This is a genomic window from Rhodopseudomonas palustris, assembly GCF_003031265.1.
GTDB classification, from domain to species: Bacteria; Pseudomonadota; Alphaproteobacteria; order Rhizobiales; family Xanthobacteraceae; genus Rhodopseudomonas; species Rhodopseudomonas palustris_H.
On sequence record NZ_CP019966.1, the window covers coordinates 371546 to 396695 of the forward strand.

The following is a 25150-nucleotide window of genomic DNA, read 5'->3' on the forward strand; positions in this document are numbered from 1 at the left end:
CTAGCCGATCAGCGATTTGCCGGTCATCTCGGCCGGCTGCGGCAATTCCATCAGCTTCAGCAGGGTCGGGGCGAGGTCGGAGAGCTGGCCGTCGCTCAGGGGGCCGTTGTCGCCGACCAGCAGTACCGGCACCGGATTGGTGGTGTGCGCGGTGTGCGGGCCGCCGGTTTCCGGATCGCGCATCATCTCGCAATTGCCGTGGTCGGCCGTGACCAGCAGCGCACCGCCGGCCTTGCGGATCGCCGCGACGATATGGCCGAGCTGGGTGTCGACGGTCTCGACCGCCTTGATCGCCGCCGGCAGGCTGCCAGTGTGGCCGACCATGTCCGGATTGGCGAAGTTGAGGACGATCAGGTCGTACTTGCCGGACTCGATCGCGGCGACGGCCTTGTCGCCGAGCTCCGGCGCCGACATTTCCGGCTGCAGATCGTAGGTTGCGACCTTCGGCGACGGCACCATGATCCGATCTTCGCCCGGATAAGGCACTTCCTCGCCGCCATTCAGGAAGTAAGTGACGTGCGGATATTTCTCCGTCTCCGCCATCCGGAGCTGATGCAGGCCGGCGTCGGCGACCACCTGGCCGAGGCCGTTCACCAGGCTTTGCGGCGGGAAGATCGTACCCATCAGCGCATCAAGTGCGGTCGAGTACTGCGTCATGCCGACGGCGGCCGCGATCTTCTTCACCTGTTTGCGCTGGAAGCCGGCGAAAGCGGGATCGAGCAAGGCGGCAAGGATCTCGCGCACCCGGTCGGCGCGGAAGTTGAAGCACAGCACGCCGTCGCCATCGCGCATGCCCTGATAGTCACCGACGACGGCGGGCACGATGAACTCGTCGTTCACCCCGGCCGCATAGCCGTCGGCGATCACCGCGTCGGCGTTAGCAAATCGCGGCCCGTCAGCATCGGCGATCACCCCATAGGCCTTGGACACCCGCTCCCAGCGGTTGTCGCGGTCCATCGCATAATAGCGGCCGCTGACGGTCGCGATCGGCACATTCGGCGGCAGGTCGGCGCGCAGCCGGGCGATATCGTCGACCGCGGACTTCGGCGGTGTATCGCGGCCGTCGGTGAAGGCATGCAGCACCGTCGGTACGCCGGCCTTGGTCAGGATCCGGGCCAGGGCGCAGGCGTGGTCCTGGTGCGAATGCACGCCGCCGGGCGAGACGAGGCCCATCAGATGGCAGGTGCCGCCGCTGGCGCGCAATTTTTCGATGAACGTCACCAGACCCGGCGCCCGCTCGATCTCGCCGCTGGCGATGGCGTCGCTGATCCGCGGCAGATCCTGCATCACCACGCGGCCGGCGCCGATGTTGAGATGACCGACCTCGGAGTTGCCCATCTGGCCGTTCGGCAGTCCGACCGATTTGCCGGAGGTGCGCAGAAACGCGTGCGGGCCGTTGGTCCAGAGCGCGTCGAAGGTCGGCGTCTTGGCCTGCAGCACGGCGTTGTCCGCCGGGTCCTCGCGCCACCCCCAGCCATCGAGAATCACGAGCATCACGGGGCGGCGGGACTGCATGGCAACAACTTTCCTGGATGTAGGGGGCGCCTCAGCGCCCCTCACACCTATGGTCGCGACCCGCCCCCGTCAATCGGGTTAGGCCTGCAGCTCAATCGGCCCTGAGTTGCCCGGCTTCCCAGCCGATCATCGCCTGCTTGCGGGTCAGGCCCCAGTGATAGCCGGTGAGCGCGCCGCCCTTGCCGAGCGCGCGATGGCACGGCACCACGAACGAGATCGGGTTCTTGCCGACCGCCGCGCCGACGGCGCGCGAGGCTTTCGGCAGGCTGATCTTGGCGGCGATGTCCGAGTAGCAAACCGCCTTGCCGAGCGGGATCTTCAGCAGCGTCTCCCACACCCGCACTTCGAAGTCGGTGCCGATCAGCACCACCCGCAGCGGCTGCTCGGCGCGCCACTGCGCCGGATCGAAGATCCGTTGCGCCAGCGGAGCGGTCGCCTCCTGGTCCGGCACGCTGAGCGCGCGCGGCCAGCGCTGTTGCAGATCGAGCAGCGCTGCCTGCTCCTCGCCGGGATCGGCGAAGGCAAGACCGGCAAGGCCGCGATCCGACGCGATGATCACCGCTGTGCCGAACGGCGACGGATGGAATCCGTAGCGCAGGCTGAGCCCGGCGCCGCCGCTCTTCCATTCGCCCGGCGACATCGCCTCGTGGGTGACGAACAGATCGTGCAGCCGGCCGGGGCCGGACAGGCCGGATGCCAAGGCGGCGTCGAGCACGCTGGCGGAATCGCGCAGCAGCGACTTGGCGTGGTCGAGCGTCAGCGCCTGCATGAACGCCTTCGGCGTCAACCCGGCCCAACGCCGGAATAGATGGTGCAGCTCGTCGGGCGTCAGCCCGGCGGCCTCGGCGATCGCCTCGATGGTGGGCTGCGCCTTCCATTTCTGCGAGATGAAGGCGATCGCGCGCCGCACGCAGTCGTAATCGGCCAGCGCGGAATCGCGGGCACCGGGTTTGATCAGCTGGTGGTCGGCAAGGGCGAGGTTCATCATACCGCCGATGTTACCCGCCGCGGCGCGCGCCGCCACCCGATTTCCTGGTCTCAGGCCGGGTACAACGGACCGCGCCGCGCGGCGTCGAGGGCGGCCATCAACGCTTTGGCGAAGTTCGCTTTTTCTTCCGCGCCAAGGAAGCTGGCGATCGCCAGCCGCCGGCCGGAGGAAACCAAATAAAGCCGCTCGATGCCGGCCTCGTGGTGGTCGATCTTTTCCAGCCGTACCCACAGCGGGTTCAGCACCCATTCGGCGACTTCGCCGCGCGCCGAGGTGCGGCGGACCCGCAATTCGCTGCAGGTCATCGAGATTTCCTCGCTGGCCCGCGCGCGCGCGAAGCTCACCTTGAAGGCGAAAGCGAGCGCCAGCACGTCCAGCCCGAAGAAGCCGAACACCGGCCAAGCGCCCATCAACCAGAACGCCAGCCCGGCGGCGAAGCTGGCGGTGCCGACCAGCCCGATCAGGATCAGAAATCCGTTGTGACTCAAGGCGCGATGCGGCTTCAGCCGCGCCGAAAACAGTTTCGGCTCTCTCGAATCCGGATCAAGATCGGGTTCTGTCGCCATAGCGGAATATTATACCTCACCCATGCCGAAAACCACCCGCCGCCCCGCCAAGCCACCTGCGACGCCCCCTGCCAAACCCGCCAAGCGCATCGCAGCCGCAAAGCCGAAGTCAGCGCCTGCCAAGCCGGCGGGGCGCCGCGGCAAGTCCCCGCGCCGCTGGAGCGCAGCCGAAGTGCATGAGGCGTTCAGCCGCTTCGCCAAGGCCAACCCGGAGCCGAAGGGCGAACTTGAGCATCTCAATCCGTTCACGCTGCTGGTTGCGGTCGTCCTCTCGGCGCAGGCGACCGACGCCGGCGTCAACAAGGCGACGCGGCCGCTATTCGCGGTCGCCGACACGCCGCAGAAGATGCTGGCGCTCGGCGAGGACCGGCTGCGCGAGTACATCAAGACCATTGGTCTTTTTCGCACCAAGGCGAAGAACGTGATTGCGCTGTCGCAAAAGCTGATCACCGACTTTGGCGGAGAGGTGCCGAATACGCGCGAGGAGCTCGAGACGCTGCCCGGCGCCGGCCGCAAGACCGCCAATGTAGTGCTGAACATGGCGTTCGGTCAGCCGACCATGGCGGTCGATACCCATGTGTTCCGGGTTGGTAATCGCACCGGCATGGCGCCGGGCGAAACGCCGCTCGCGGTGGAGCTTGAACTGGAGCGGGTGATCCCGGCCGAATTCATGCAGCACGCCCACCATTGGCTGATCCTGCACGGCCGCTACACTTGCCTCGCCCGCAAGCCGCGCTGCGAGGTCTGCCTGATCAACGATCTGTGCCGCTGGCCGGAGAAGACGGTGAGCTAGTTCGGGTTCTATCGTCATTGCGAGGAGCGAAGCGACGAAGCAATCCAGATCGGTGCACCGGGCTCTGGATTGCTTCGCTACGCTCGCAATGACGAAGGTGGAATTGCCGCGCGACTACTTCATCATCGCTTTGACTTCGTCGTGCAGCGATTGCCGTGCGGCGTCGTCGGCGTAGAACATGTGGCCACCGGGATAGACGACGAACTTCACGCGCTTCTCGGCCAGCGTCGGCGGCAACTGATCGAGCACCATCTGGGTGCCGAAATACGGCGCGGCGAGATCGAACAGGCCACCGGTCACCAGCACCTGCAGGCTCGGGTCGACGCTGAGGATCTCGCGGAGCTGCGTGGTCGATTCCAGCGGCTGCCGGCCGCGGCCGAAATCCCATTGTTCGGCGACTGAGCCATTCAGCAGTTCGTACGAGCCGTCCGGCTTCCAGTTCAGCGTCGAGCGGGTCAGCTGCACGGCCGCGCTGGTGAGCGGTGCGATTAGCGAATCTGCCGACGGATCGCCGAAATGCGAGCCGCTGGAATCCGGGAACGGATCGAGCCCGAGTTTGGCGCCGTCGAACCGTCCGGTGACCCGGCCGCGATCGCGGTCGAACTCACGCTGGAATTCGCGGGTGTCGAACCGTCCGGCCAATCGCCGGCTCACCGTCTTGTCGATTCCCGTCAGCGCAGAGACGCGGTCGGCGAGCCGCGTGGTCGCTTCCTTGTCGGCTTCGCCTTTGACCAGGTCGGTGAGGAATTCGCTGCGCGCGTAGCTCTCGACATCGGCGAGGTCGGCGCGGGTTACCTTGCCCTTCTGCTGCCGCGCCACCGCGGTCATCGACGGCAGCCGCGCCGCATATTGCAGCAGGCTGGAGCCGGACAGGTCGCGGAAGTCGAGCACCGGCGATACCAGGATCAGACCGTTGACGCCGACGCCCTGCTTGGTCTGCAGATTGTCCACCACCTTCGGTCCGCGAATGCCGCCGTAGCTTTCGCCGGCCAGATATTTCGGCGAAGCGAGCCGGTCGTTCTTCTCCAGCCAGCGCCGGATCACCACCGCCATCGCCGAGATGTCGCCCTCGACTGCATAGAAGTGCTTGCGCACCTCGTCGCCGCTGGCGACGAAACGGCTATAGCCGGTGCCGACCGGATCGATGAACACCAGATCGGTGAAGTCGAGCCAGGTCTCCGCATTGGCCTGCAGCACCGGCGGCGACGACGCCACCACGCTGCTGCCGATCGGCAGCCGCCACGGTCCGGCGGCGCCGAGCTGCAGCCAAGCCGAGGATGCGCCGGGGCCGCCATTGAACAGGAACGTCACCGGCCGGGTGCGCGGATCGGCGCCGTCGAGCTTGTAGGTGGTGACGGCGATATCGGCCTGCGGCTCGCCCTTGCCGTTGTACAGCCGGATCGAGCCGGCGGTGGCGGTGAACGCCAGAGTCCGCCCCGGCAACGCCAGACTGTGCTTGGTGGTGACGTCCGGCGGCAGGCTGTTGAGTTCGGCGCGGGCCGGCGAGGCCTCGGCTCTGCTTGCGACCGTGTCGGTCTGCTCCGCAGCTGATTTCGCCCGATCGGCGTGCGGTGCTGCGGGCCGCGCCTCTTGGGCGAGGGCGCTCGAGCCGAGCTGCGGCAGCGCCAGCGCTGCGATCAACATCGAGGCGGTCACGGCGGACCGGGGCGACAGCGGCATCGACATCTCCTTCGGCAACGCCGCGGCGTCACCGCAGCGTTGGGCATGGGCTTGAAATCGTCGGGACCGACTCTGAGCGCAGGACTGCGTCAGTTTGGCGACGCTGCGGCCGGTGCGGCCGCCAGCGTCACTCCGCCGCGGCGAGCGCCGCCGGCAGCGCGCCGAGCTCGCGGGCGAATTCGATCATCAGGCCGGCGACGTCCTGCGGACGTTCTTCGTGCGCGAGGTGGCCGAGGCCCGGCATGATCACGCTGCGGGCGGCGGGGACCATCGCTTGCACCCGCTCGGCATCCGTCGACGCGATCGTCTTGTCGTTGCTGCCGGCGACCAGCAACAGGCGCGGCGTCAGCCGCGGCAGCTCCGCGGCGAGGCGCTCCAGCCGCCAGCTCGCCATCATGGTGAGTGCCGCCGCAACATGACCCGGGCTGCAGACCAGCCCGCGATACAGCTCGATGCCGTCCGGCTGAAGCGAGGAGCCGGTGTCGGCGATCATCCGCTCCACCATGCCCTTCGTGCGCGCGAACCGCGCCACCAGCCGCGGCACCATTGCGCTGCCCGCCAGCACTCTGGCGAGCGGCAGCATCCAGCGCCCGGCGCGTCCGCCGATCGGCAGCAGCGCGCCGTTGAGGCTGACGAGACCCGACGGCGCGATCAGACCGTCGAGGCACATCCGCGCCAGCACTGCGACGCCGGCCGAATGTCCCGCCACCAGCGCCGGACGTTGCCCCAGCGTGCCCAGAAGTGCGGCGATATCCGCGGCCATCGCATCCAGTGACATCCGTCCGCGCTCCGGCGTCTCGGTGAAGCCGTGACCGGGAAGATCGGGTGCGATCACCGTGAAGTGCTCCGCGAGGAGCGGCGCCAGATCGCGCCACGAATGCGTCGCCGCGCCGGTGCCGTGCAGCAGCAGCAACGTCGGCCCGCGGCCGATCTGCTGCACGTGCCAACGCAGACCCGCGGCTTCGACGAAGCGGCTGCTGTCGCGGTGAGGCCAATCGCCGCCGTCACGCTGCCAATCAGGCTTTGGAGGATGCCGTGGTGAGGGAAGCCTCGGCGAAGAGGTCTGCAGAGTATCGCGCGCGGGATGAAGGACCAAAGCTGATCGCCTCCATGGCGCCGGAAGCAAACTGGCGCACACGGACAAACGCAGCCCCGCCGCAGAGTTCCTGCGGCGAATCGATTTCGCGCCTCACAATTGCAGAATGGTAATTAGTGCGGAAAGACAGAGAGCGTCGACGGGAATGCAACTAACAGCTCGGAGTGAGCCCTGCGCGAGGTTGACAATCGCTTCGTCAAGTTAGCCCGACACCAAGCTTAACTCATCATCTCTGCGTCGTGTTAGCTTGACGCCGAGTGTCAGCTCCGGCCGACACATGACCGATTATCTCGGGCGACGATCTCTTTTGTGCATCCTGCCGACGAAAACGACCTGATACTTCATCGCAACTTGGAACGATCGCAAGATCGTCCAGGTTCAAATCTGAAAGGGCGTTGGTGCCGCGCGCGGCGCAATGCCCGCCAGGAGTGCTCAGCGATGAAGATGTCTCACCTTGCGAATTTCCTGATGATGATCGTCGGCGGCGCCGTGCAGGAGGTGTCGTCCGCGGTTCGCCGCAAGCTGCGCGGCGTGGCGCGCACCGACTAACGTTCGGCGCCGCTTCTCTTACTGCAGCATGCTGCGCCGGTCCGGCGCCAGCACCTCGGGCCGCGATCCCGACAGCCGCTTGTGCAGATGGACCATGAAGGCCATGCCGAACAGCGGCGTCGCCAGGTTGACGATCGGGATCGACACGAAGGCGGCGATGACAAGTCCGCCGATGAACACCGTGGTGGCGTTGTCGCGCCGCATCGCCTTGGCTTCCGGCGCTGGTCGGAAACGCATTGCGGCGAGTTCGAAATATTCCCGGCCGAGCAGCCAGGCGGTCGCGACGAAGAACACGATCGCGCCGGCGCCGGCGACGAACAGGAACGGCAGCGCCACCAGATACACCAGGATGGTCAGCAGCGCGGTCTTCACCGTTTCCCAGGTGGCGAGCCCAATCGGCAGCGCGACGCCCGGCGCTTCGTGCGGATAGAATTCGCGCTCGACGTGCTCGGCGGCCTCGTCGACGAAAATGCCGGCCACCAGAGATGTCACCGCGGGCATCAGGAACACCGCGCCGACCACGATGCCGAGCCCCGCCGCGATCGACACAATCCACGACAGGATGTTCAGCGGGGTGTGGAAGCCGCCCAGCGTGGCTTCGGCCCAGATCTCGCTGGAGCTTGCCAGCCAGCTCAGCAGCCGCTGCAATCCGACCGCCGCGACCGCGATCAACGCCAGCGCGAAGCCGACCGAGCGCCACAGGATCGAGCGCATCGGCGGCGACAGAATCTGGGTCAGCGCCTTGATGGCGGCGTCGAGCATGGCGGCGTCCTCGTCCCGGAAAAACAGCCTCGAACAGGTAGAGACCGCGCCGATGTTCGGCAAGGGCCGGGGCGTCTGGGTCGCGCGCGCTTACCGCCGCAGCCGCCGTGCCGCCGGATAATTCATCACCTTCGGCACCTTGCCGTCGCGGAGCGCCTGCTGCATGCCTTCCCAGTAATCGGCCTGCATCAGCTCCGGATGCGCGTCGCGGAAGGCGCGGCGCAGGCCGGGGTCATCGATCCGCAGCCCCTCCAGCATTTCCTGCGGCCGGAACACCATGCCGTTGTCGAATTCACCCGGCGCAGCGTCGTCACGGCGTACGGTGACCGAGGTCAGCGGCTCCACCGCGTCGTAGTCGAACAGATAGACTTTGCGGATGCGGCTGACGCCGTAATTGCGGCCGTCGAGATCCTTGTTGAAGATATCGGCCGCGGCGTTGTTTTTGATGCAGTCGCCGAGATTGATCACCGCGGCACGGGATTCGGCTGCGGACGCGTTGGCGAGATACAGCGGCAGCGGCGTCAGTTTGATCTGCACGATCAGATGCCGGAACACCAGCGCGCCGCGATCGAGCGTTACCGTGCCGATCCCGGCTTCCAGCAGTTCGTCGAGCAGCTCGGGCGCGAACATCGCGCGGTCGAGCTTGACGTTGGAATAGATGATGTTGTCGAGCATCGATCCGGCGCGATCGATCTCATGCACCAGATTGTATTTGCGCAGCACCTCGTCGAGGCCGTCGAAATAATCGAACTTGTAGTCGTCGGTCGGATGGTCGCGGATGATCTTCAGCACATAGGCCGACGACGGCATCGTGAAAGCGATCGCAACCGTGCCCTTGAAGCCCGGTGCGGTGGCGAGCTTTTCCTTGGTCTTGCGATGTTCGGCCAGGATCTCGGTCATCACCGCGACCTTGCCGAGGTGATGGAAGCCGATGCACGAATATTGCGTGCCGAGCGGCCGCTTCGGCATCAGCTCATGAAGCAGCCGGGCCAGCTCGTGGTAGCGCGGGTTGGTGGCGTGATAGTTCGCCAGCGTCGACGAGAACGCATATTGCAGCTCGTCGCTGTCGGTCAGCACCGCATCGACGACCAGCCCGTCCTTCTCGTTGAGCAGAGCGATCAGCAGCGGCAGGTTGCGCATCGGCATGTCGCCGCGGTCGCGCAGTTTGATCCGGCCAACCAGGCAGGCGCCACGATTGCGGAAGAAACCGGAGTCGGCGATCTCGATCTTGACCGGCTCGCCGGGACGCGGGCTGAGCGGCTCCAGCGCCGTCTCGATCGCTTGCGCTGCGAGTGCCGCGTCGCCGTCGCGATCGCGCCATGGCACGCTGAAGCCGGCGTCGCCGAGAATCCCGGCGATCACCTCGGCGGTGATCGGCAGCGTGGTGGTGGTGGTCTTCAGCACCGCTGTTGGCGAGGTGGTGCGCCGTGTGGTGGCGCCGGCGTCATAGGAGACTGGCCGCCATTCGTCGCTCACCAGCTTGCGGCGCAGCGACTGCCAGAACGCGAAGGCGAAGTCCGCCTCGTAGCGGCCCTCGATCGCGGCGAGCAGTTCAGCCTCGGCGGTCGGCCACAGCTGCTCGTCGGTCGTCAGCTCCGGCAGCCCGGCTTTCAACAGCGGCACGAGCTGGTCGATGCAGGCGGTGTACAGCCCGATCCGGATCTTCGACAGCCGCACCGTCACCGGCCAATCGCGCGCCTCGAACGCCGCCTGCGCCAGCGCCGGAATCCGCCGCGACACCGAGTAGTAGTTGTCGAACGCCGACAGCACCACGCGCGCCAGCAGGCGCGCCTGATCGTCGGGATCGTCGGTGCGGTACAGCGCGTCGAGCAGGTCGAAATCGGGCTCGGCAATCCGCGTGGCGTGCTCGATCTCGGCGGCGCCGAGCGGCCGGGCGCGGGTGTGGGAAATGGTTGCGGTCATTGCGTCGGGGTCAGCGCATCTCGTCAGGTCGCGCCTCCGGCTGCCCGTCCGGACCGGCCGCCCAGCCGGCCACCGGACCGAACCACCGGGGCGATTGTGCCATCATGGGAGGCTTTGGCACCTCCAAGCGTGATCTGACGCAAAACACCCCCCGCCGAAAGACGGATGCGACAATGTGTCGGAGCTGCGCGTCTCCCACAGCCGCAACGAGCGTGGCTTGGCGATCGATGCGGACAGGGGCGAGATCCTGGCCCCGCGGGACGCCTCTCGGATGCGTCCCCATTCGGTTCTCTGCGTAGGCCGTCTCCCAGCGCGAAAAGCTAGGCGCGTGCTCTGAAACAGAACTTGCCAAATGCGAACGATTAGGGAACATTGCCGGCGAGGGCATCATGAAAATTGCAGGACTCTTTGCCGGCGTTGGGGGGCTGGAGCTCGGATTGCATCGGGCCGGCCATGAGACCCTCGTGCTTTCAGAGATATGGGATCCCGCTGCTGCAGTGCTGGAGCGCCGCTTCGCAGGCGTACCGAATGTCGGCGACGTTGCGGACCTCCGTTCGCTGCCGACGGGCACAGAACTACTAACGGCTGGATTCCCCTGCCAAGACCTCAGTCAGGCGGGAAAGACGGCGGGCATCAAGGGGCGGAAGTCCGGTCTGGTCAGTCACGTCTTCCGGCTGATCGACCGCAGCCGGCCGAAATGGGTGCTGCTGGAAAACGTCTCCTTCATGTTGCGCCTCGATGCCGGCAGCGCCATGACTCGTCTGGTCACAGAATTCGAACAGCGTGGTTATCGCTGGGCCTACCGTGTCGTGAACTCGCTGAGCTTCCTGCCACATCGCCGCGCGCGGGTGTTCTTCCTGGCGAGCCTCGAAGGCGATCCCGCCGACGTTCTTTTGGTCGACGACACGGAGCCGGCGGAGTTTCAGACCAACTTGCAGAGCCACGCCCACGGGTTCTATTGGACCGAAGGAACGCGCGGGTTGGGATGGGGACCTGACTGCGTGCCGACCCTCAAGAACGGATCCACGATCGGCATTCCGTCACCGCCGGCGATTCTGCTGACGAACGGCGAGATCGTCACGCCCGACATTCGAGACGCCGAGCGGCTCCAGGGTTTGCCAGCGGATTGGACGAAGCCCGCGGAACAGGTCGCGCGCGCATCTTTCCGATGGTCACTGGTCGGAAACGCCGTGAGTACACCGGTCGCCGCGTGGATCGGAAAGCGTCTGGTGAAACCCGGAACTTACAATCCGTCACGCGACGGCGCTGACGTGGTGAAGGGGAACTGGCCGAAAGCTGCGCGGTCCGACGGAAAAGTTCGGCGCTCGGTGTCGATCTCCGAGTTTCCGAAATGGGCCAAACGCGACCGCCTCGAAAACTTTCTCCGCCACGAGCCAAATCTGTTGTCGGCACGAGCGACGGCAGGGTTTCTGTCGCGGATCGAGAAAAGCAGCCTGCGGTTCGTACCGGGCTTCAAGGACAAGGTTCGCAATCATCTCGAGCACGTTCGCGCCATCGACTCGTTCGTCGAGCCGAGCCGCCTGCTCCTCGCCGCGGAATGACATCACTGGGTTACGAGAAGCCCACGGACCCGGCACGCTCCGCATTGATGCGGCGCGTCCGTCAGACAGGTACCAAGGCCGAAGACGACGTGGCGGCGATCCTCCGTCAATCGGGTTTGCGCTTTCGTCGCAACGTCAAGTCCCTGCCGGGGTCGCCCGACTTCGCCAACAAGACCCAACATTGGGCGATATTCGTCAACGGCTGTTTCTGGCATCGTCATCAGGGATGTGGTCGAACAACGACACCGACCCGTAATCGGGATTTCTGGTTGGCGAAGTTCGCGGCGAACGTAAAGCGGGACAAGATCAAGACGCGCTTGCTGCGGGCATTGGGGTTCAGAGTGGTGACGATCTGGGAATGCGAAACTCGCACGCCGACTAAAGTGCGACGTCGGCTGAAAGCGCTGATGAGGTAGCCGATGGCGAAAGCCAAGACACCAACAAGGCGGTTCACGACGAACAAGACCGACGTGTCGGAGAATTCGATTCGCCGGGAGCTCGATTGGGCCGGTGATCGCAGCGTTGTCGAGAAGGGGTCTGCTACCGACAAAAAGAACTACGCAGAAAGCCTTTCGCGCGCTCTGTCACAACGGTTTGCGGACGCCCTTCGAAAATCGTTCGACGGAATCTTGCCGAACCCTGACGGTCTCGGCCAAGAATCAAAAGCACGAACCGGCAAAGGTCTGAAGAAGCTCGACGTGAATTACTCGACGGTCGAGCTCGGGTTGGGGCTCGGAGTTTCGATCAAGACGATCAATTTTCGCGACGCCAAGACCAAACGCTATACGAAGAACTACACGCGCGTCGACAACGAGCTGAGGGCCGAAGCTGCAGACTACCATGAGCGGCAGCCGTATTCGGTGCTGTGTGCGGTCGTCTTTGTTCCGCTCGATGCCTGTGATGACGGGGGTAGTGCGCCGTCGAGCTTCGGACAGGCGATCCAAACATTTCGCTATCGGGCCGGTCGCGAAAAGCCGGTCGACGATACGACTCTCTTCGAGAGGATATTGGTCGGGCCATATGATGCCGAGCCAGCGAGCTTTGGCGTTACCGGGTTCTTCGATGTGATGGACGCGCCGCCTCGCACCGGACGTCCTTCGTCCCTGATGACCTTCGAACAAGCGATCAGCACAATCGTCGAAGCCTACGATGCACGGAACAAGTCGGTATTCAAATGGGCCGAGGGCGATACGGAGATTCTCGCTACGCCTGAGCGCCAAGAGGATGACGAGGAGATCTAGGTTCCCTCAGCTATCCACCTTCAACGCCGCGATGAAGGCTTCCTGCGGGATGTCGACCTTGCCGAACTGCCGCATCTTCTTCTTGCCCTCCTTCTGTTTCTCCAGAAGTTTGCGCTTTCGGGTGATGTCGCCGCCGTAGCACTTGGCGGTGACGTCCTTGCGCAGGGCGCGGACGGTTTCGCGGGCGATCACCTTGCCGCCGATCGCCGCCTGGATCGGGATCTGGAACATGTGCGGCGGGATCAGCTCTTTCATCTTCTCGACCATGGCACGGCCGCGGCCTTCGGCGCGCGTCCGGTGCACCAGCATCGACAGCGCGTCGACAGGCTCGGCATTGACCAGGATCTGCATCTTCACCAGGTCTGCCGGCTTGTAGTCGGTGAGGTGATAGTCGAACGAGGCGTAGCCCTTCGACACGCTCTTGAGCCGGTCGTAGAAGTCGAACACCACCTCGTTGAGAGGCAGGTCGTACTTCACCATCGCGCGGGCGCCGACGTAGGTCAGCTCTTTCTGATTGCCGCGGCGGTCCTGGCACAGCTTCAGCACCGAGCCGAGATATTCGTCGGGCGTCAGGATGGTGGCCTCGATCCACGGTTCCTGGATCTCGGCGATCTTGACCACGTCCGGCATGTCGACCGGATTGTGGATCTCCATCTCGGTGCCGTCGGTCAGCTTCATCTTGTAGATCACGCTCGGCGCGGTCGCGATCAGGTCGAGATCGAACTCGCGGCTGAGCCGCTCCTGGATGATCTCGAGGTGCAACAGACCGAGGAAGCCGCAGCGGAAGCCGAAGCCGAGCGCGGCCGAGGTTTCCATCTCGAACGAGAAGCTGGCGTCGTTCAGCCGCAGCTTGCCCATCGCGGCGCGCAGCGTTTCGAAATCGTCGGCGTCGACCGGGAATAGGCCGCAGAACACCACCGGCACGGCGGGCTTGAAGCCCGGCAGCATGTCGGTGACTGGCTTCTTGTCGTCCGTGATGGTGTCGCCGACGCGGGTGTCGGCGACTTCCTTGATCGCCGCGGTGATGAAGCCGACCTCGCCCGGGCCGAGCTCTTCGACATTGACCATCTTGGGCGTGAAGTAGCCGACGCGCTCGACGTCGTAGGCGGCGCCGGTGCCCATCATCCGGATCCGCTGGCCCTTCTTCAGCACGCCATCGACGACGCGCACCAGCACCACGACGCCGAGATAGACGTCGTACCAAGAGTCGACCAGCAGCGCCTTCAGGGTCGCGTCGCGATCGCCCTTCGGCGGCGGCAGACGCTTGACGATCGCCTCCAGCACGTCGGGGATGCCGAGGCCGGTCTTAGCCGAGATCATCACCGCGTCGGAGGCATCGAGGCCGATCACGTCCTCGATCTGCTGCTTGATCTTCTCGGGCTCGGCCGCCGGCAGGTCGACCTTGTTGAGCACCGGGACGATTTCGTGGTTGGCGTCGAGCGCGTGATAGACGTTGGCGAGCGTCTGCGCTTCGACACCCTGCGAGGCGTCGACCACCAGCAGCGAACCCTCGCACGCGGCCAGCGACCGCGAAACTTCGTAGGCGAAGTCGACGTGGCCGGGCGTGTCCATCAAATTGAAGATGTAGTCCTTGCCGTCCTGCGCCCGGTAGGTCAGGCGCACGGTCTGCGCCTTGATGGTGATGCCGCGCTCGCGCTCGATGTCCATCGAGTCCAGCACCTGCTCCTTGCCGGCCATTTCGCGGTCGCTGAGCGCGCCGGTCATCTGGATCAGACGGTCGGCGAGCGTCGACTTGCCATGGTCGATATGGGCGACGATGGAGAAGTTGCGGATATTGTCGATGGGGGCGGTTGTCATGGCGGCCAGATAGCATCGCGACTCAGGCCCGGCAAGGCGAACGGAAGCCGCAACCTCCCGAAAAACCGCTAGTTTTGCCGCGCTTGACGCGGCCGGCGGAAGCGGATGATGTCCGCCGCGCTACGCCTCAAGCCCAGGGCCCGGATGTCCCCTCCCTCTACCCCCCGCCGCCCCTTCGCTCCACTGACGCGCTGGCTCGATGCCCTGCTCGATCCCAAGCGGCAGGAGCTTACCGTTATCTGGACGCTGCTCGCCTATATGGCGGTGTGGACCGCATACCGCATCATCGCCACTTGGCCGCGCGACCTGCACGCCGACGAGACCGAGCTGTATGGCTGGTCGCGGCATCTGGCACTCGGCACCGACAAGCATCCGCCGTTCTCGGCCTGGGTGGCGCGCGCCTGGTTCACCCTGGTTCCGCCGTCCGATCTGTCGGTCCACCTGCTGGCGACCGCCAATATCGCGCTGACGCTGTACATCGCCTGGCGGACGATGCGGCGCTACATGGACGCCGAGAAGTCGCTGTTCGGGCTGGCACTGCTGACGCTGATCCCGTTCTTCAATTTCATCGCACTGAAATACAACGCCAATGCGGTGCTGCTGCCGCTGTGGGCACTGACTATCCATTGCTTTTTGCGGGCGCTGGAGAGTCGTGCGGCGCTGTGGGGGGCGCTTGCGGGGGCGTTTGCTGGCGCCTCGATGCTGGGGAAATACTGGTCGATCGTGCTGGTCGTCGCGCTGGGGCTGGCGGCGCTGATCGATCCGCGGCGCGGCCGGTTGTTCGCCTCTCCGGCGCCGTGGCTGATGATCCTGTGCGGCGGCCTGGTGCTGGGCCCGCACGTCTGGTGGCTCGCCGACCACGGCTTTCCGACCTTCGCCTATGCGGCCGCGCACGAGTCGGCGGATTTGGCCGATAACCTGCGGGATACGCTGACCTATCTGCCCGGCGCCGTCGCCTATGCGGCGGTGGCCTTGATCACCGCCGCGGTGGTGCTGCAGCCGTCGCGCGCGGCGCTGGCCGACATCGCATGGCCCGCCGAGCCCGAGCGGCGCACCATCCTGCTGATCCAGCTGCTGCTGATCGTGGCGCCGATGCCGGTGGCGCTGGCGACCGGCATCCGCATCGTGCCGCTCTGGGCGATGCCGGCCTACACGCTGCTGCCGGTCGTGCTGCTGGCCTCGCCGCTGATCGTGGTCGGGCGCGAGGCGGTGCGGCGCGGGCTGATCGTCGCCTCCGCGGTGTCGCTCGGCTCGCTGGCGCTGTCGCCGGTGGTGGCGCTGGTGATCCACCTCAGCGATCCGCCGGGACCGTTCGAATACGCCTCGCTGCTCGCCGACCACGTCGACCGCGAATGGCGCCGGCACAGCGACGAGGCGGTGCCGCTGGTCGCCGGCGAAACCGTGCTGGCCGAGAATACCGCTTTCTATCTACGCACCGACACGCTGGGCTTCGAAACCGCCGACCTCGCTGCGCTGAAGCAGCGGGCCGCGGCGCGCGGCGCCGTGCTGGTGTGCCCGGCCGAGGACAAGGGCTGTATTGCGACCGCCGAGCAGATCATCGCCGGCCAGCCGCAGATCCTGCGCGGCAAGGTGTGGCTGAGCCGGCCGCTGTTCGGACAGCCGGGCGGACGGGTCAGCGACGTGTTCTTCCTGGTGCTGCCTTCGGGGACGAGCGCGAAATAGCGGGGAGTTGCCGCCGGCGTGGCGGCAGCGCTATTCTTCTTCGCCGAACTTCGAGCCCATCAGCTCGGTGATCGCATCCAGCGCCTGGCGCGCTTCCGGGCCGCTGGCCGAGACGGTCACGGTGGTGCCGATCCCCGCCGCCAGCATCATCAGGCCCATGATCGAGGTACCGCCGACGGTCTCGCCGTTGCGGGTGACCCAGACCTCGGCGTTGAAGCGCTCGGCCATCTGCACGAACTTGGCCGAGGCCCGCGCATGCAGGCCGCGCTTGTTGATGACCGGGATCTCACGGGAAATCTTATCGCCGGAAGCGCCGGAGGCTTGGTCCGGTCCGGAACCGGGCTGAGGCGCGTCGATCGTCATTTACCGGCCAATACCCGACTGGCGATGGTGACATATTTGCGTCCGGCCTCCTGGGCCAGCGCAATCGCCTCCGGCAGCGAGCGTTCCTCGCGGACTTTGGCGAGCTTCACCAGCATGGGCAAATTAATGCCGGCAAGCACTTCGACTTTCGGCCGGCTCATGCAGGAAATCGCCAGGTTGGACGGCGTGCCCCCGAACATGTCGGTCAGGATCGCGACGCCCTCGCCGCTGTCGACGCGGTTGACCGCCTCGATGATGTCGCTGCGGCACAGATCGGCGTCGTCCTCGGCGCCAATCGTGACGGCTTCGATTTGTTGCTGTGGCCCCATCACGTGTTCCAGCGCTGCCTTGAACTCGTCGGCAAGGCGCCCGTGGGTCACAAGTACCAGACCAATCATCGGAAACTCCTCGCGGGTGCTTGTGGTGCACCGCGCGAACCGGTCACTTTGACCATCCAGAGCCCCTATGCAAGGGGGTCTTCGCGATTCTCCGTCGAAGGCAAGGCGCTGAGGAGCTGCGGCGGGGCCGTTCAGTGACGATTGTGTGGCTGATATAGTTACCAAATCGCTGCGAACAAACCTCCAATCAAGCGTCCTCCTCCGCAGCGTCGGTTGTTGTCAGCGTTGCCACCACCAGGGGTAGCGGATCGTAGCCGGCCCCGACCGGAACCCGCGGCAATTGGACGCCGCAGATTTCGGTCCGCAGTGCCGCCGCCTCCGGCATGCGCGACGCATCCGCAGCGTCCAGATCGACCACCAGACCCGCGACCGCTTGGATGGCCGAAGCCGTCCGCCGCAGGCCGAGACCGCGGATTTCGATCATGCCGGCGAGCTCAGGCACCTGCCGAACCGTCACCCGTCCCTGGTCGGGTTCCATGAAGACACGGTCGTCACCAATAAGTTCCACCGGCGGGATCTGGCCGGCGCGGCCGGCGAGGATCAACGCCCAGGCCAGCCGTGACTTGCCGGAGCCGGACGGGCCGCGAATCACCACCGCCAGATCCCCGACCTTCACGGCGGAGGCATGGACGGTGCGCGGCACAGCTTCGGTCATGTCGCCGGCAGCCGGACGATGAAGCGGGCGCCGGCGATGGTCGGCTCGCCGTCCTCGCCGCGCGGGCCGACCCGGTTCTCAGCCCAGATCTTGCCGCCATGGGCTTCGACGATCTGCTTGGAGATCGACAGGCCGAGGCCCGAATTCTGGCCGAAGCCCTGGTGCGGGCGGTCGGTGTAGAAGCGCTCGAAGATCTTCTCGAATGCGTCGTCGCGAATGCCGGGGCCCTCGTCCTCGACGATGATCTCGATCTCGGTCTTGCGGCGGCGGCACAGGATGCGGACCTTGCCGCCTTCGCGCGAGAACGACTGCGCGTTCGACAGCAGATTGGAGATCACCTGGCCGAGCCGGGAGTCGTGGCCGGGCACCGAGAACTGATCGGCCGCCGCGCCGTCGAATTTCACCTCGACCAACGCGTTGTGGCCGAGCCGGGTCTCGTTGGCGACCAGCGTCAGCGTCGTCAGCAGCCGGCGCAGATCGACCTGCGCGGCATCCTGGCGCTGCAATTCGGCGTCGAGCCGGCTGGCGTCGGAAATGTCCGAGATCAGCCGGTCGAGTCGTTTGACGTCGTGTTCGATCACGCTGAGCAGTCGCGCCCGGCTGTTGTCGGTCTTGGCCAGCGGCAGCGTTTCCACCGCCGAGCGCAGCGAGGTCAGCGGGTTCTTCAATTCGTGGCTGACATCGGCGGCGAACCGCTCGATCGCCTCGATCCGGTTGTAGAGCGAGTCCGTCATGTCGCGCAGCGCGCCGGACAGATGCCCGATCTCGTCGCGGCGCTTGGTGAAATCCGGGATCTCGACGCGGGCGCGGATGCGGCGGCGGACCCGCTCGGCGGCGTCGGCGAGACGGCGTACCGGACCGGCGATGGTCGAGGCCAGCAGCACCGACAGCACGAACATCACCACGGCGGCGACGCCGAACACTTTGAGGATCGCGAGCCGCTCGGCGGTGACCATCTGGTCGATGTCGTCGCCCTGGGTCGACAGCATCAGCGAGCCGTAGATCGCGCGGAAGCGCTGCACCGGCACCGACACCGAGACGATCACTTCGCCGCGGTCGTTGATGCGCACCATGCTGCTCTTCTGGCCTTTGAGCGACTGCGCGACTTCCTGATAGCCGTTGCCGTTCTCCGGCCCGAGCTCGCGATACAGCGGCAGGTCGCCGCGATTGAACCAGGTGCGGATCGCGATCATCGCCCGTTCGACGATGCCGGGCTTCTCGGCGGTCGGCGGCGGCAGCTCGAACCGCATCACGTCGCCGCGGCCATACAGGCTGCGGCTGTCGAGGATCAGCACGCCGTCGCGATCGTAGATCCGCGCGCGGGTCTTGGTCGGCGAGATCAGCCGCCGCAGCACCGGCGCGACGCGCTCCGGATTGATCGGGAAATCCAGCACCGCATATTCGTCCGGCGGGCCGTAGCTCTCGCCGGGCTTGAGGTCGAGCAGCCGGTCGGGATCGATGGTGATGGTGTTGGTTTCGACCGTCGCCGAGGCGGCGATCGCGCCGGCGATGATTTCGGCCTGCACCAGCAGGCTCTGCGCGCGGGCGTCGATCAGTCCGGCGCGGAATTGCGACAGGTACAGAATGCTGGTCGACAGCGCGAGCAGGCCGGCGAGATTGAGCGACAGAATCCGCCGCGTCAGGCTCGAGAAGCTGAGCGTGAAGAAGAACTGACCGGTGCGGCGCACCCAGTCGAGCGGCCGCGGCCAACGGCGGCCGTGCACCGGAGTCTCGTCGCGCACCGAGGAATCATCGTCGGTGTCGCGGACATCTGGATCAGGCGAGGTGCGATCTAGCAATGGCCATCAGCCCGATGGTTACCGACACGCGCCAAGCGCGCGTCGCGGATTGTAGCGCAATGCAGCGACATCGTCAGCCGCAGCGCCGGCGACATGCCGCCCCGATCAGATTTCCTTGAAACGATAGCCGACGCCGTACAGCGTCTCGATCATCTCGAACTCGTCGTCGACCGCCTTGAACTTCTTGCGCAGCCGCTTGATGTGGCTGTCGATGGTTCGGTCGTCGACATAGACTTGGTCGTCATAGGCTGCGTCCATCAAGGCATTGCGGCTCTTCACCACGCCGGGCCGGGTCGCCAGCGCCTGCAGGATCAGGAATTCGGTGACCGTCAGGGTCACCGGCTCGTTCTTCCAGGTGCAGGTATGGCGCTCCGGGTCCATCCGCAGCGGGCCGCGGTCGAGCGCCTTGGCGTCGTTCTCCTTCGGAGCCGCCGCCGGGTCCTTCGGCGCCGAGCGCCGCAGCACGGCCTTGACGCGCTCCACCAGCAGCCGCTGCGAGAACGGCTTCCGGATGAAATCGTCGGCGCCCATCTTCAGGCCGAACAGCTCGTCGATCTCCTCGTCCTTGGAGGTGAGGAAGATCACCGGCAGGTCTGACTTCTGCCGCAGCCGGCGCAGCGTTTCCATGCCATCCATCCGCGGCATCTTGATGTCGAGGATGGCAAGGTCGGGCGGCGTGGTCCGGAAGCCGTCGAGCGCAGAGGCGCCGTCGGTGTAGGTCATGATCCGGTAGCCTTCGGCTTCCAGCGCGATCGAGACCGAAGTCAGAATGTTGCGGTCGTCGTCGACCAAAGCGATTGTAGGCATGAGGCTTCTTTCCGAAACGGCGTGGCGAGACAGCGAAACGATTCGGCGATCCGCGGTGTGAGGTGGCCCAGAAAGCACAGTCAACGAGCAATGCAAGCTGGGCTGAAATGTGGCCGGTTCCGAATTCGCGCGATCGGGCCAAGCCGGCCCTGATATATGCCGGTTTTTCGGGCTGCAAAGGGCCCAACCTGCCAATCCTTGGCAGGAACTGAACTCCAATCGACAGGTGTTCGATGCAGCCGACCCCCGATTTCAGCGCCCCCAAGCTCGCCAAATCGCTGCTGCGCCGCCGCCGCGAGGGCGCGCTGGCGACCCTGATGGAAAAGGACGGTGCGCCGTATTGCTCACTGGTCAATCTCGCCAGCCATCCCGACGGCTCGCCGCTGCTGCTGATCTCCCGCCTTGCGATCCACACCCGCAACGTCCTGGCCGACCCGCGGGTATCGCTGATGCTGGATGAGCGGAGTGCCGGCGACCCGCTCGAGGGCGCGCGGATCATGTTGGTCGGCAAGGTCGTTGCGGCGCGCCCCGACGAACTGCCGCTGTGGCGGCGGCGGTATCTCGCGGCGCATCCCGGGGCAGAGGGCTACATCGACTTCGCCGATTTCTCACTGTTCAAGATCGAGAGCTCGGGGCTGCATCTGGTGGCCGGGTTCGGCCGCATCCTCGACCTTTCGCCCGACCGTTACTTGACCGACCTGACCGGCGCAGAGGCGCTGCTCGAGGTCGAGGCTTCGGCGGTCGAGCACATCAATGCCGATCATCCAGATACAATGAAGTTGTACGCAACTCAGCTACTCGGCGTCGGCGAAGCCGACTGGCGCTGCACCGGCATCGACCCCGAAGGTCTAGATCTGCAATGTGAGCGTGCGACCCTGCGGCTCGACTTTCCATCTCGCGTGGAAAACTCTGTTGCATTGCGGGACATGCTGAAACGCATGGCTGACATTGCCCGCAAAACGGAATGACTTGAGCCAGCGCAATGTCGCTCGGCGGTAAACGAAATAATGCCGGCCGGGTTGGCAAACCCCTCGTTCGCCACTATTCAGTCGCCCCACTGGATCAGGGCGGTATATATTGACGTTACCGCGGCCAGTGATGCGCGTTGGCGGCAATCGCGCGATCGAGACAACGCGGATTCGAGGAGGATCTATTCGTGCAAGAGACGGGCGTGCATAACGGTGCTTACGGCACCGACAAATTCGGCCTCAAAAATCTCAAAGGCGTGTACTGGAACTTCGGTGCACCTCAGCTCTATGAGCACGCCCTGAAGAACAGCGAAGCGGTGTTGTCGTCGGATGGCGCGCTTGTCGCGGACACCGGCGTGTTCACCGGTCGCAGCCCGAAGGACAAGTTCACGGTGCGCGACGCCACCACCGAAAACACCATGTGGTGGGGTGGTAATCAGTCGATCACTGCCGAGCAGTTCGAGACGCTGTATCAGGACTTCCTCAAGCACGCCGAAGGCATGACCCTGTTCGCGCAGGACCTGTACGGCGGCGCCGATCCGACCTTCCGCATCAAGACCCGCGTTTACACCGAGCTCGCCTGGCACTCGCTGTTCATCCGCACGCTGCTGCGCCGTCCCGAGCGCGCCGAGCTGGAGAACTTCGTTCCCGAGCTGACGCTGATCGATTTGCCGAGCTTCCGCGCTGATCCGAAGCGCCATGGCTGCCGCTCCGAAAACGTCGTCGCGATCGACTTCGCCCGTAAGATCGTGCTGATCGGCGGCACTCAGTACGCCGGTGAAATGAAGAAGAGCGTGTTCACCACGCTGAACTACTACCTGCCCGAGAAGGGCGTGCTGCCGATGCACTGCTCGGCCAACGTCGGCCCGAACGGCGACACCGCGATCTTCTTCGGCCTGTCCGGCACCGGCAAGACCACCCTGTCGGCCGATCCGAACCGCACGCTGATCGGCGACGACGAGCACGGCTGGGGCAAGGACGGCGTCTTCAACTTCGAAGGCGGCTGCTACGCCAAGTGCATCAAGCTGTCGGCCGAGAACGAGCCGGAAATCTACGCCGCCTCGACCCGCTTCGGCGCCGTGCTCGAGAACGTCGTGCTCGGCGACATCGACCGCAAGCCGGACTTCGACGACGGCTCCAAGACCGAGAACACCCGCTCGGCCTATCCGCTCGAGTCGATCCCGAATGCGTCGCTGACCGGCCGCGCCGGCCAGCCGAAGAACGTGGTGATGCTCGCTGCCGACGCGTTCGGCGTGATGCCGCCGATCGCCAAGCTGACCCCGGCGCAGGCGATGTATCACTTCCTGTCGGGCTACACCGCCAAGGTGGCCGGCACCGAGCGTGGCGTCACCGAGCCGACCCCGGAATTCTCGACCTGCTTCGGCTCGCCGTTCCTGCCGCGCGATCCGTCGGTGTACGGCAACATGCTGCGCGAGCTGATCGCCAAGCACAATGTCGACTGCTGGCTGGTCAACACCGGCTGGACCGGCGGCATCTACGGCACCGGCCACCGCATGCCGATCAAGGTGACCCGCGCGCTGCTGACCGCGGCGCTCGACGGCTCCTTGCGCAACGTCGAATTCCGCACCGATCCTTACTTCGGCTTCGCGGTCCCGACCGCGCTGCCGGGCGTGCCGAGCGAAATCCTCGACCCGGTGAAGACCTGGGCCGACAAGGCGGCGTTCGACACCACCGCCCGCAAGCTGGTCGGCATGTTCCAGAAGAACTTCGCCAAGTTCGAAGCGCAGGTCGACGCCGAAGTCCGCGCCGCCGCGCCGGACGTCAAGATGGCCGCCGAATAAGCGCGCCGGCGATCGATTGAATACGAAGGGCGGCCCGCAAGGCCGCCCTTTTTCTTGGCCGTGTGCCGGACACCCGGCAACGACGATTACTTCAGCGACGCGGTCTTGCCGGTGGCGATGGTCGTCACCGCGCCGTCTTCGAGGCTGATCCGATAGACCTCGCGCAGCACGTTGCCGGCAAAGCCGAGCTCGACGATCGACACGGTTTTGAAGGTGGCGTCGATGCCGTCCGGCAGGATCTGGTTGAACTCCTTGGCGGCCTGATTCATCTGCGCCTGCAGCTCCGGCGTGAACTTGGCCATGCTGTAAACCAGCGTGGTGTGCGGATTGTGCGAGCGCAGCTCCTTGCCGTCCTTGACGACGTTGACGCCGCTGACGCCGACGGTGCGGACCAGATCCTTGGCGGCGTCGCCCATCGCCGCATAGACCGGGCCGGTGCAGCGCGGCAGCGGGCCGTCGCGCAGCGGAGTCAGCGCCGCGGTCGCGGTGGTGTTGAACGCCATCATGTCGTCGAAGCTCTTGCCTTCCTTGACAACACCGAGGTCGAACCACCACGGACGGCCGGCGCCTTTGGCGGCTTCGGTGGTGTAGAACGTCTTCAGCTTGACGGTGAGCACCGGCGGCAGCTTCGGCATCGCCGCCAGCATCTTCTCCGGCGTCGCCGGATCGGCGCTGTGGACGTGCACCACGGTGACGTGCGGGATGTTGAACATCTGCGCTTCGGTGTCGAGCTTGGCGTTCAGCAGCTTTTCTTTCAGCGGGCCGCGGATGGTGTTGTCGAGCACGTCGTTGACGTTCTGCGGCAGCGTGTAGACCAGGCCGAAAGTGCGAGCGTGATCGCGGAATTCGGATTTCGACAGCGCGCTGTTGTCGATCGTGCCATCGGCGGCAGCGGCGACGCCGGCGGAGACCGCCACGGCGATGAGCGCGGAAGTAATCGAAGTCAGCAAGGTGTTGCGCATGAGTTGGCCCTTGGTGGGAACTGAACGGAGGCGATGCGATCGCGCAGGCGCGGTCCGGATCGGGCGCGACGTGCGATCCGCATCAGGCGGTCGATGACGAGACATCGACTGCGAATTACCGATGCTGCATGACAGTGCTGTTGCAGACGCCCCGCCGCGGCCTGAGGCGCACTGTCGCAGATCGGCGCGACGGCGCCCGCCCGATCGTCGCGTTGGATGACAAAGTGGCCGCAACACCGCCTCGTTTCGTCCTGATACATATCGCGCAAATCTTTGCGTAGCAGGTGATGAATGATCGATCGGCGTGAATTGATGAAGGCGGCGACGGGGCTTGCCGGCTTAGGCCTGTTCGGCAGTTCCGCCGCGCTGGCAGCCGACGCACTCGCCGATACGTGCGCGCGGCTCGAAGCCGGCAGCAGCGGCCGGCTCGGTGTCGGCGTGCTCGATACCGCCAGCGGCCGCATGATCGGTCATCGTCTCGACGAGCGGTTTCCGATGTGCAGCACCTTCAAGGCGCTCGCCGCCGGTCTGGTGCTGGCGCGGGTCGACCGCAGGCAGGACAACCTCGATCGCCGGGTCAACTACACCAAGTCGGATCTCGTCACCTATTCGCCGGCGACCGAGAAACACGTCGAGGGCGGCATGACGATTGCCGAGCTGTGCGAGGCCGCGGTCACGCTGAGCGACAACACCGCCGGCAATCTGTTGCTGGCGAGCTTCGGCGGGCCGGCCGGGCTCACGGCGTTCGCGCGATCACTCGGCGACGAGACCACGCGGCTCGATCGCATCGAAACGGAACTTAACGAAGCCCTGCCCGGCGATCCGCGCGACACGACCTCGCCGCGTGCGATGGCGCAGACTCTGCGCGCGCTCACGCTGGCCGATGCCCTATCGGCGACGTCGCGCGCGCAACTGATTGCTTGGCTGAAGGCCAACACCACCGGCGGCACCCGCCTGCGGGCCGGCGTGCCGTCCGGCTGGGTCGTGGCGGACAAGACCGGCACCGGAGACCACGGCACTGCCAACGACGTCGCCGTGCTCTGGCCGCCGCAGCGTGCGCCGCTGATCGTCACGGTGTATCTCACCGGCGCGGCGGTGGCGCGCGATCAGCAGAACAAGATCATTGCGGATGTCGGCGCCGCGGTGGCGGACGCCATGCGCGGCTGAGCCGCGCGAGGGCGCGGACGAGCCCGGCCATGACGGCAACTGATGAAAATGAC

General features: G+C 65.6%; 22 protein-coding genes. 8 read left to right on the forward strand and 14 right to left on the reverse strand.

The window, feature by feature from the left end; translation table 11 throughout:
- The 3 genes from gpmI to RPPS3_RS01800 form a co-directional block, all read right to left on the reverse strand.
- On the reverse strand, positions 1–1515 hold the full coding sequence (gene gpmI / locus RPPS3_RS01790; RefSeq protein ID WP_107342576.1) for a 2,3-bisphosphoglycerate-independent phosphoglycerate mutase: 1515 nt from the start codon (positions 1513–1515) through the stop codon (positions 1–3).
- A gap of 91 nt (positions 1516–1606) precedes the next feature.
- Entirely contained in the window at positions 1607–2503 is an 897-nt protein-coding gene (locus RPPS3_RS01795) for a methylated-DNA--[protein]-cysteine S-methyltransferase (RefSeq protein WP_107346384.1), read from the reverse strand.
- Between the two features lie 50 nt (positions 2504–2553).
- Positions 2554–3069 (reverse strand): DUF2244 domain-containing protein, encoded by a 516-nt coding sequence (locus tag RPPS3_RS01800; protein ID WP_107342577.1) that lies wholly within the window; start codon positions 3067–3069, stop codon positions 2554–2556.
- A 22-nt stretch (positions 3070–3091) separates the two neighbouring features.
- On the opposite strand from RPPS3_RS01800, the gene nth reads away from it, so the two are divergent.
- The gene (nth, locus tag RPPS3_RS01805) at positions 3092–3862 is read left to right on the forward strand and encodes an endonuclease III (RefSeq protein WP_107342578.1); all 771 of its coding nucleotides are present in this window, start codon (positions 3092–3094) and stop codon (positions 3860–3862) included.
- Positions 3863–3976: 114 nt separating this feature from the next.
- Here the strand turns inward: nth and RPPS3_RS01815 are convergent, their stop codons facing one another.
- The 4 genes from RPPS3_RS01815 to aceK form a co-directional block, all read right to left on the reverse strand.
- Positions 3977–5542, reverse strand: a complete 1566-nt coding sequence (locus tag RPPS3_RS01815; protein ID WP_107346385.1) for a S10 family peptidase — start codon at positions 5540–5542, stop codon at positions 3977–3979.
- Positions 5543–5669: 127 nt separating this feature from the next.
- Positions 5670–6611 carry an alpha/beta fold hydrolase BchO gene (bchO, locus tag RPPS3_RS01820; RefSeq protein ID WP_234820260.1) on the reverse strand — a complete coding sequence of 314 codons (942 nt, stop codon included), beginning with the start codon at positions 6609–6611 and terminating at the stop codon, positions 5670–5672.
- Between the two features lie 594 nt (positions 6612–7205).
- A complete protein-coding gene (locus RPPS3_RS01825) occupies positions 7206–7949 on the reverse strand; it encodes a sulfate transporter family protein (RefSeq protein ID WP_107342580.1) in 744 nt (247 codons plus the stop codon).
- Positions 7950–8039: 90 nt separating this feature from the next.
- Positions 8040–9872 (reverse strand): bifunctional isocitrate dehydrogenase kinase/phosphatase, encoded by a 1833-nt coding sequence (gene aceK / locus RPPS3_RS01830; RefSeq protein WP_107342581.1) that lies wholly within the window; start codon positions 9870–9872, stop codon positions 8040–8042.
- 389 nt (positions 9873–10261) lie between these two features.
- Between aceK and RPPS3_RS01835 the strand changes: the two genes are divergently transcribed.
- The 3 genes from RPPS3_RS01835 to RPPS3_RS01845 are packed head-to-tail and all read left to right on the forward strand — an operon-like array spanning position 10262 to position 12675.
- The gene (locus tag RPPS3_RS01835; protein ID WP_107342582.1) at positions 10262–11434 is read left to right on the forward strand and encodes a DNA cytosine methyltransferase; all 1173 of its coding nucleotides are present in this window, start codon (positions 10262–10264) and stop codon (positions 11432–11434) included.
- Positions 11431–11850, forward strand: coding sequence for a very short patch repair endonuclease (locus RPPS3_RS01840; protein ID WP_107342583.1), 420 nt, complete (start codon positions 11431–11433; stop codon positions 11848–11850). The genes RPPS3_RS01835 and RPPS3_RS01840 overlap by 4 nt, the downstream gene beginning before the upstream one ends.
- Before the next feature lie 3 nt (positions 11851–11853).
- Entirely contained in the window at positions 11854–12675 is an 822-nt protein-coding gene (locus tag RPPS3_RS01845; protein ID WP_107342584.1) for a hypothetical protein, read from the forward strand.
- A 6-nt stretch (positions 12676–12681) separates the two neighbouring features.
- Here the strand turns inward: RPPS3_RS01845 and lepA are convergent, their stop codons facing one another.
- Positions 12682–14493: a translation elongation factor 4 gene (lepA, locus tag RPPS3_RS01850; protein ID WP_107342585.1), complete on the reverse strand. Its 1812-nt coding sequence runs from the start codon at positions 14491–14493 to the stop codon at positions 12682–12684.
- A 144-nt stretch (positions 14494–14637) separates the two neighbouring features.
- Here lepA and RPPS3_RS01855 point away from each other — a divergent pair, with 144 nt between their 5' ends.
- A complete protein-coding gene (locus tag RPPS3_RS01855; protein WP_107342586.1) occupies positions 14638–16176 on the forward strand; it encodes a glycosyltransferase family 39 protein in 1539 nt (512 codons plus the stop codon).
- Positions 16177–16206: 30 nt separating this feature from the next.
- On the opposite strand, the gene RPPS3_RS01860 is transcribed toward RPPS3_RS01855, so the two are convergent.
- From RPPS3_RS01860 to RPPS3_RS01880, 5 genes are all read right to left on the reverse strand, one after another.
- On the reverse strand, positions 16207–16539 hold the full coding sequence (locus RPPS3_RS01860; protein WP_012494088.1) for an HPr family phosphocarrier protein: 333 nt from the start codon (positions 16537–16539) through the stop codon (positions 16207–16209).
- Complete coding sequence (locus RPPS3_RS01865; protein WP_011155923.1) at positions 16536–16937, reverse strand: PTS sugar transporter subunit IIA; 402 nt, start codon at positions 16935–16937, stop codon at positions 16536–16538. The genes RPPS3_RS01860 and RPPS3_RS01865 overlap by 4 nt, the downstream gene beginning before the upstream one ends.
- A 187-nt stretch (positions 16938–17124) precedes the next feature.
- Positions 17125–17592 (reverse strand): HPr kinase/phosphorylase, encoded by a 468-nt coding sequence (locus RPPS3_RS01870; protein ID WP_107342587.1) that lies wholly within the window; start codon positions 17590–17592, stop codon positions 17125–17127.
- Positions 17589–19391: a sensor histidine kinase gene (locus RPPS3_RS01875; RefSeq protein WP_107342588.1), complete on the reverse strand. Its 1803-nt coding sequence runs from the start codon at positions 19389–19391 to the stop codon at positions 17589–17591. Before RPPS3_RS01875 ends, RPPS3_RS01870 begins: the two co-directional genes overlap by 4 nt.
- Positions 19392–19496: 105 nt before the next feature.
- A complete protein-coding gene (locus RPPS3_RS01880; protein ID WP_011155926.1) occupies positions 19497–20198 on the reverse strand; it encodes a response regulator transcription factor in 702 nt (233 codons plus the stop codon).
- A 233-nt stretch (positions 20199–20431) separates the two neighbouring features.
- Here RPPS3_RS01880 and RPPS3_RS01885 point away from each other — a divergent pair, with 233 nt between their 5' ends.
- Positions 20432–21166: a HugZ family protein gene (locus RPPS3_RS01885; protein WP_107342589.1), complete on the forward strand. Its 735-nt coding sequence runs from the start codon at positions 20432–20434 to the stop codon at positions 21164–21166.
- A gap of 188 nt (positions 21167–21354) precedes the next feature.
- Complete coding sequence (locus RPPS3_RS01890; protein WP_107342590.1) at positions 21355–22968, forward strand: phosphoenolpyruvate carboxykinase; 1614 nt, start codon at positions 21355–21357, stop codon at positions 22966–22968.
- Between the two features lie 86 nt (positions 22969–23054).
- On the opposite strand, the gene RPPS3_RS01895 is transcribed toward RPPS3_RS01890, so the two are convergent.
- Positions 23055–23930, reverse strand: a complete 876-nt coding sequence (locus RPPS3_RS01895; RefSeq protein ID WP_107342591.1) for a hypothetical protein — start codon at positions 23928–23930, stop codon at positions 23055–23057.
- A 291-nt stretch (positions 23931–24221) separates the two neighbouring features.
- Between RPPS3_RS01895 and bla the strand changes: the two genes are divergently transcribed.
- A complete protein-coding gene (bla, locus tag RPPS3_RS01900) occupies positions 24222–25097 on the forward strand; it encodes a class A beta-lactamase (protein ID WP_107342592.1) in 876 nt (291 codons plus the stop codon).
- The last annotated feature ends 53 nt before the right edge of the window (positions 25098–25150 follow it).

Excerpts from the sequence above, each read along its gene's own strand:
- RPPS3_RS01835 (WP_107342582.1), top strand. The coding sequence starts at position 10,262 with ATGAAAATTGCAGGACTCTTTGCCGGCGTTGGGGGGCTGGAGCTCGGA.
- bla (WP_107342592.1), top strand. The coding sequence starts at position 24,222 with ATGATCGATCGGCGTGAATTGATGAAGGCGGCGACGGGGCTTGCCGGC.
- aceK (WP_107342581.1), bottom strand. The coding sequence starts at position 9,872 with ATGACCGCAACCATTTCCCACACCCGCGCCCGGCCGCTCGGCGCCGCC.
- RPPS3_RS01885 (WP_107342589.1), top strand. The coding sequence starts at position 20,432 with ATGCAGCCGACCCCCGATTTCAGCGCCCCCAAGCTCGCCAAATCGCTG.
- lepA (WP_107342585.1), bottom strand. The coding sequence starts at position 14,493 with ATGACAACCGCCCCCATCGACAATATCCGCAACTTCTCCATCGTCGCC.
- gpmI (WP_107342576.1), bottom strand. The coding sequence starts at position 1,515 with ATGCAGTCCCGCCGCCCCGTGATGCTCGTGATTCTCGATGGCTGGGGG.
- nth (WP_107342578.1), top strand. The coding sequence starts at position 3,092 with ATGCCGAAAACCACCCGCCGCCCCGCCAAGCCACCTGCGACGCCCCCT.
- RPPS3_RS01860 (WP_012494088.1), bottom strand. The coding sequence starts at position 16,539 with ATGACGATCGACGCGCCTCAGCCCGGTTCCGGACCGGACCAAGCCTCC.
- RPPS3_RS01795 (WP_107346384.1), bottom strand. The coding sequence starts at position 2,503 with ATGATGAACCTCGCCCTTGCCGACCACCAGCTGATCAAACCCGGTGCC.
- RPPS3_RS01840 (WP_107342583.1), top strand. The coding sequence starts at position 11,431 with ATGACATCACTGGGTTACGAGAAGCCCACGGACCCGGCACGCTCCGCA.
- RPPS3_RS01880 (WP_011155926.1), bottom strand. The coding sequence starts at position 20,198 with ATGCCTACAATCGCTTTGGTCGACGACGACCGCAACATTCTGACTTCG.
- RPPS3_RS01865 (WP_011155923.1), bottom strand. The coding sequence starts at position 16,937 with ATGATTGGTCTGGTACTTGTGACCCACGGGCGCCTTGCCGACGAGTTC.
- RPPS3_RS01845 (WP_107342584.1), top strand. The coding sequence starts at position 11,854 with ATGGCGAAAGCCAAGACACCAACAAGGCGGTTCACGACGAACAAGACC.
- RPPS3_RS01895 (WP_107342591.1), bottom strand. The coding sequence starts at position 23,930 with ATGCGCAACACCTTGCTGACTTCGATTACTTCCGCGCTCATCGCCGTG.
- RPPS3_RS01855 (WP_107342586.1), top strand. The coding sequence starts at position 14,638 with ATGTCCCCTCCCTCTACCCCCCGCCGCCCCTTCGCTCCACTGACGCGC.
- RPPS3_RS01825 (WP_107342580.1), bottom strand. The coding sequence starts at position 7,949 with ATGCTCGACGCCGCCATCAAGGCGCTGACCCAGATTCTGTCGCCGCCG.
- RPPS3_RS01815 (WP_107346385.1), bottom strand. The coding sequence starts at position 5,542 with ATGCCGCTGTCGCCCCGGTCCGCCGTGACCGCCTCGATGTTGATCGCA.
- RPPS3_RS01870 (WP_107342587.1), bottom strand. The coding sequence starts at position 17,592 with ATGACCGAAGCTGTGCCGCGCACCGTCCATGCCTCCGCCGTGAAGGTC.
- RPPS3_RS01800 (WP_107342577.1), bottom strand. The coding sequence starts at position 3,069 with ATGGCGACAGAACCCGATCTTGATCCGGATTCGAGAGAGCCGAAACTG.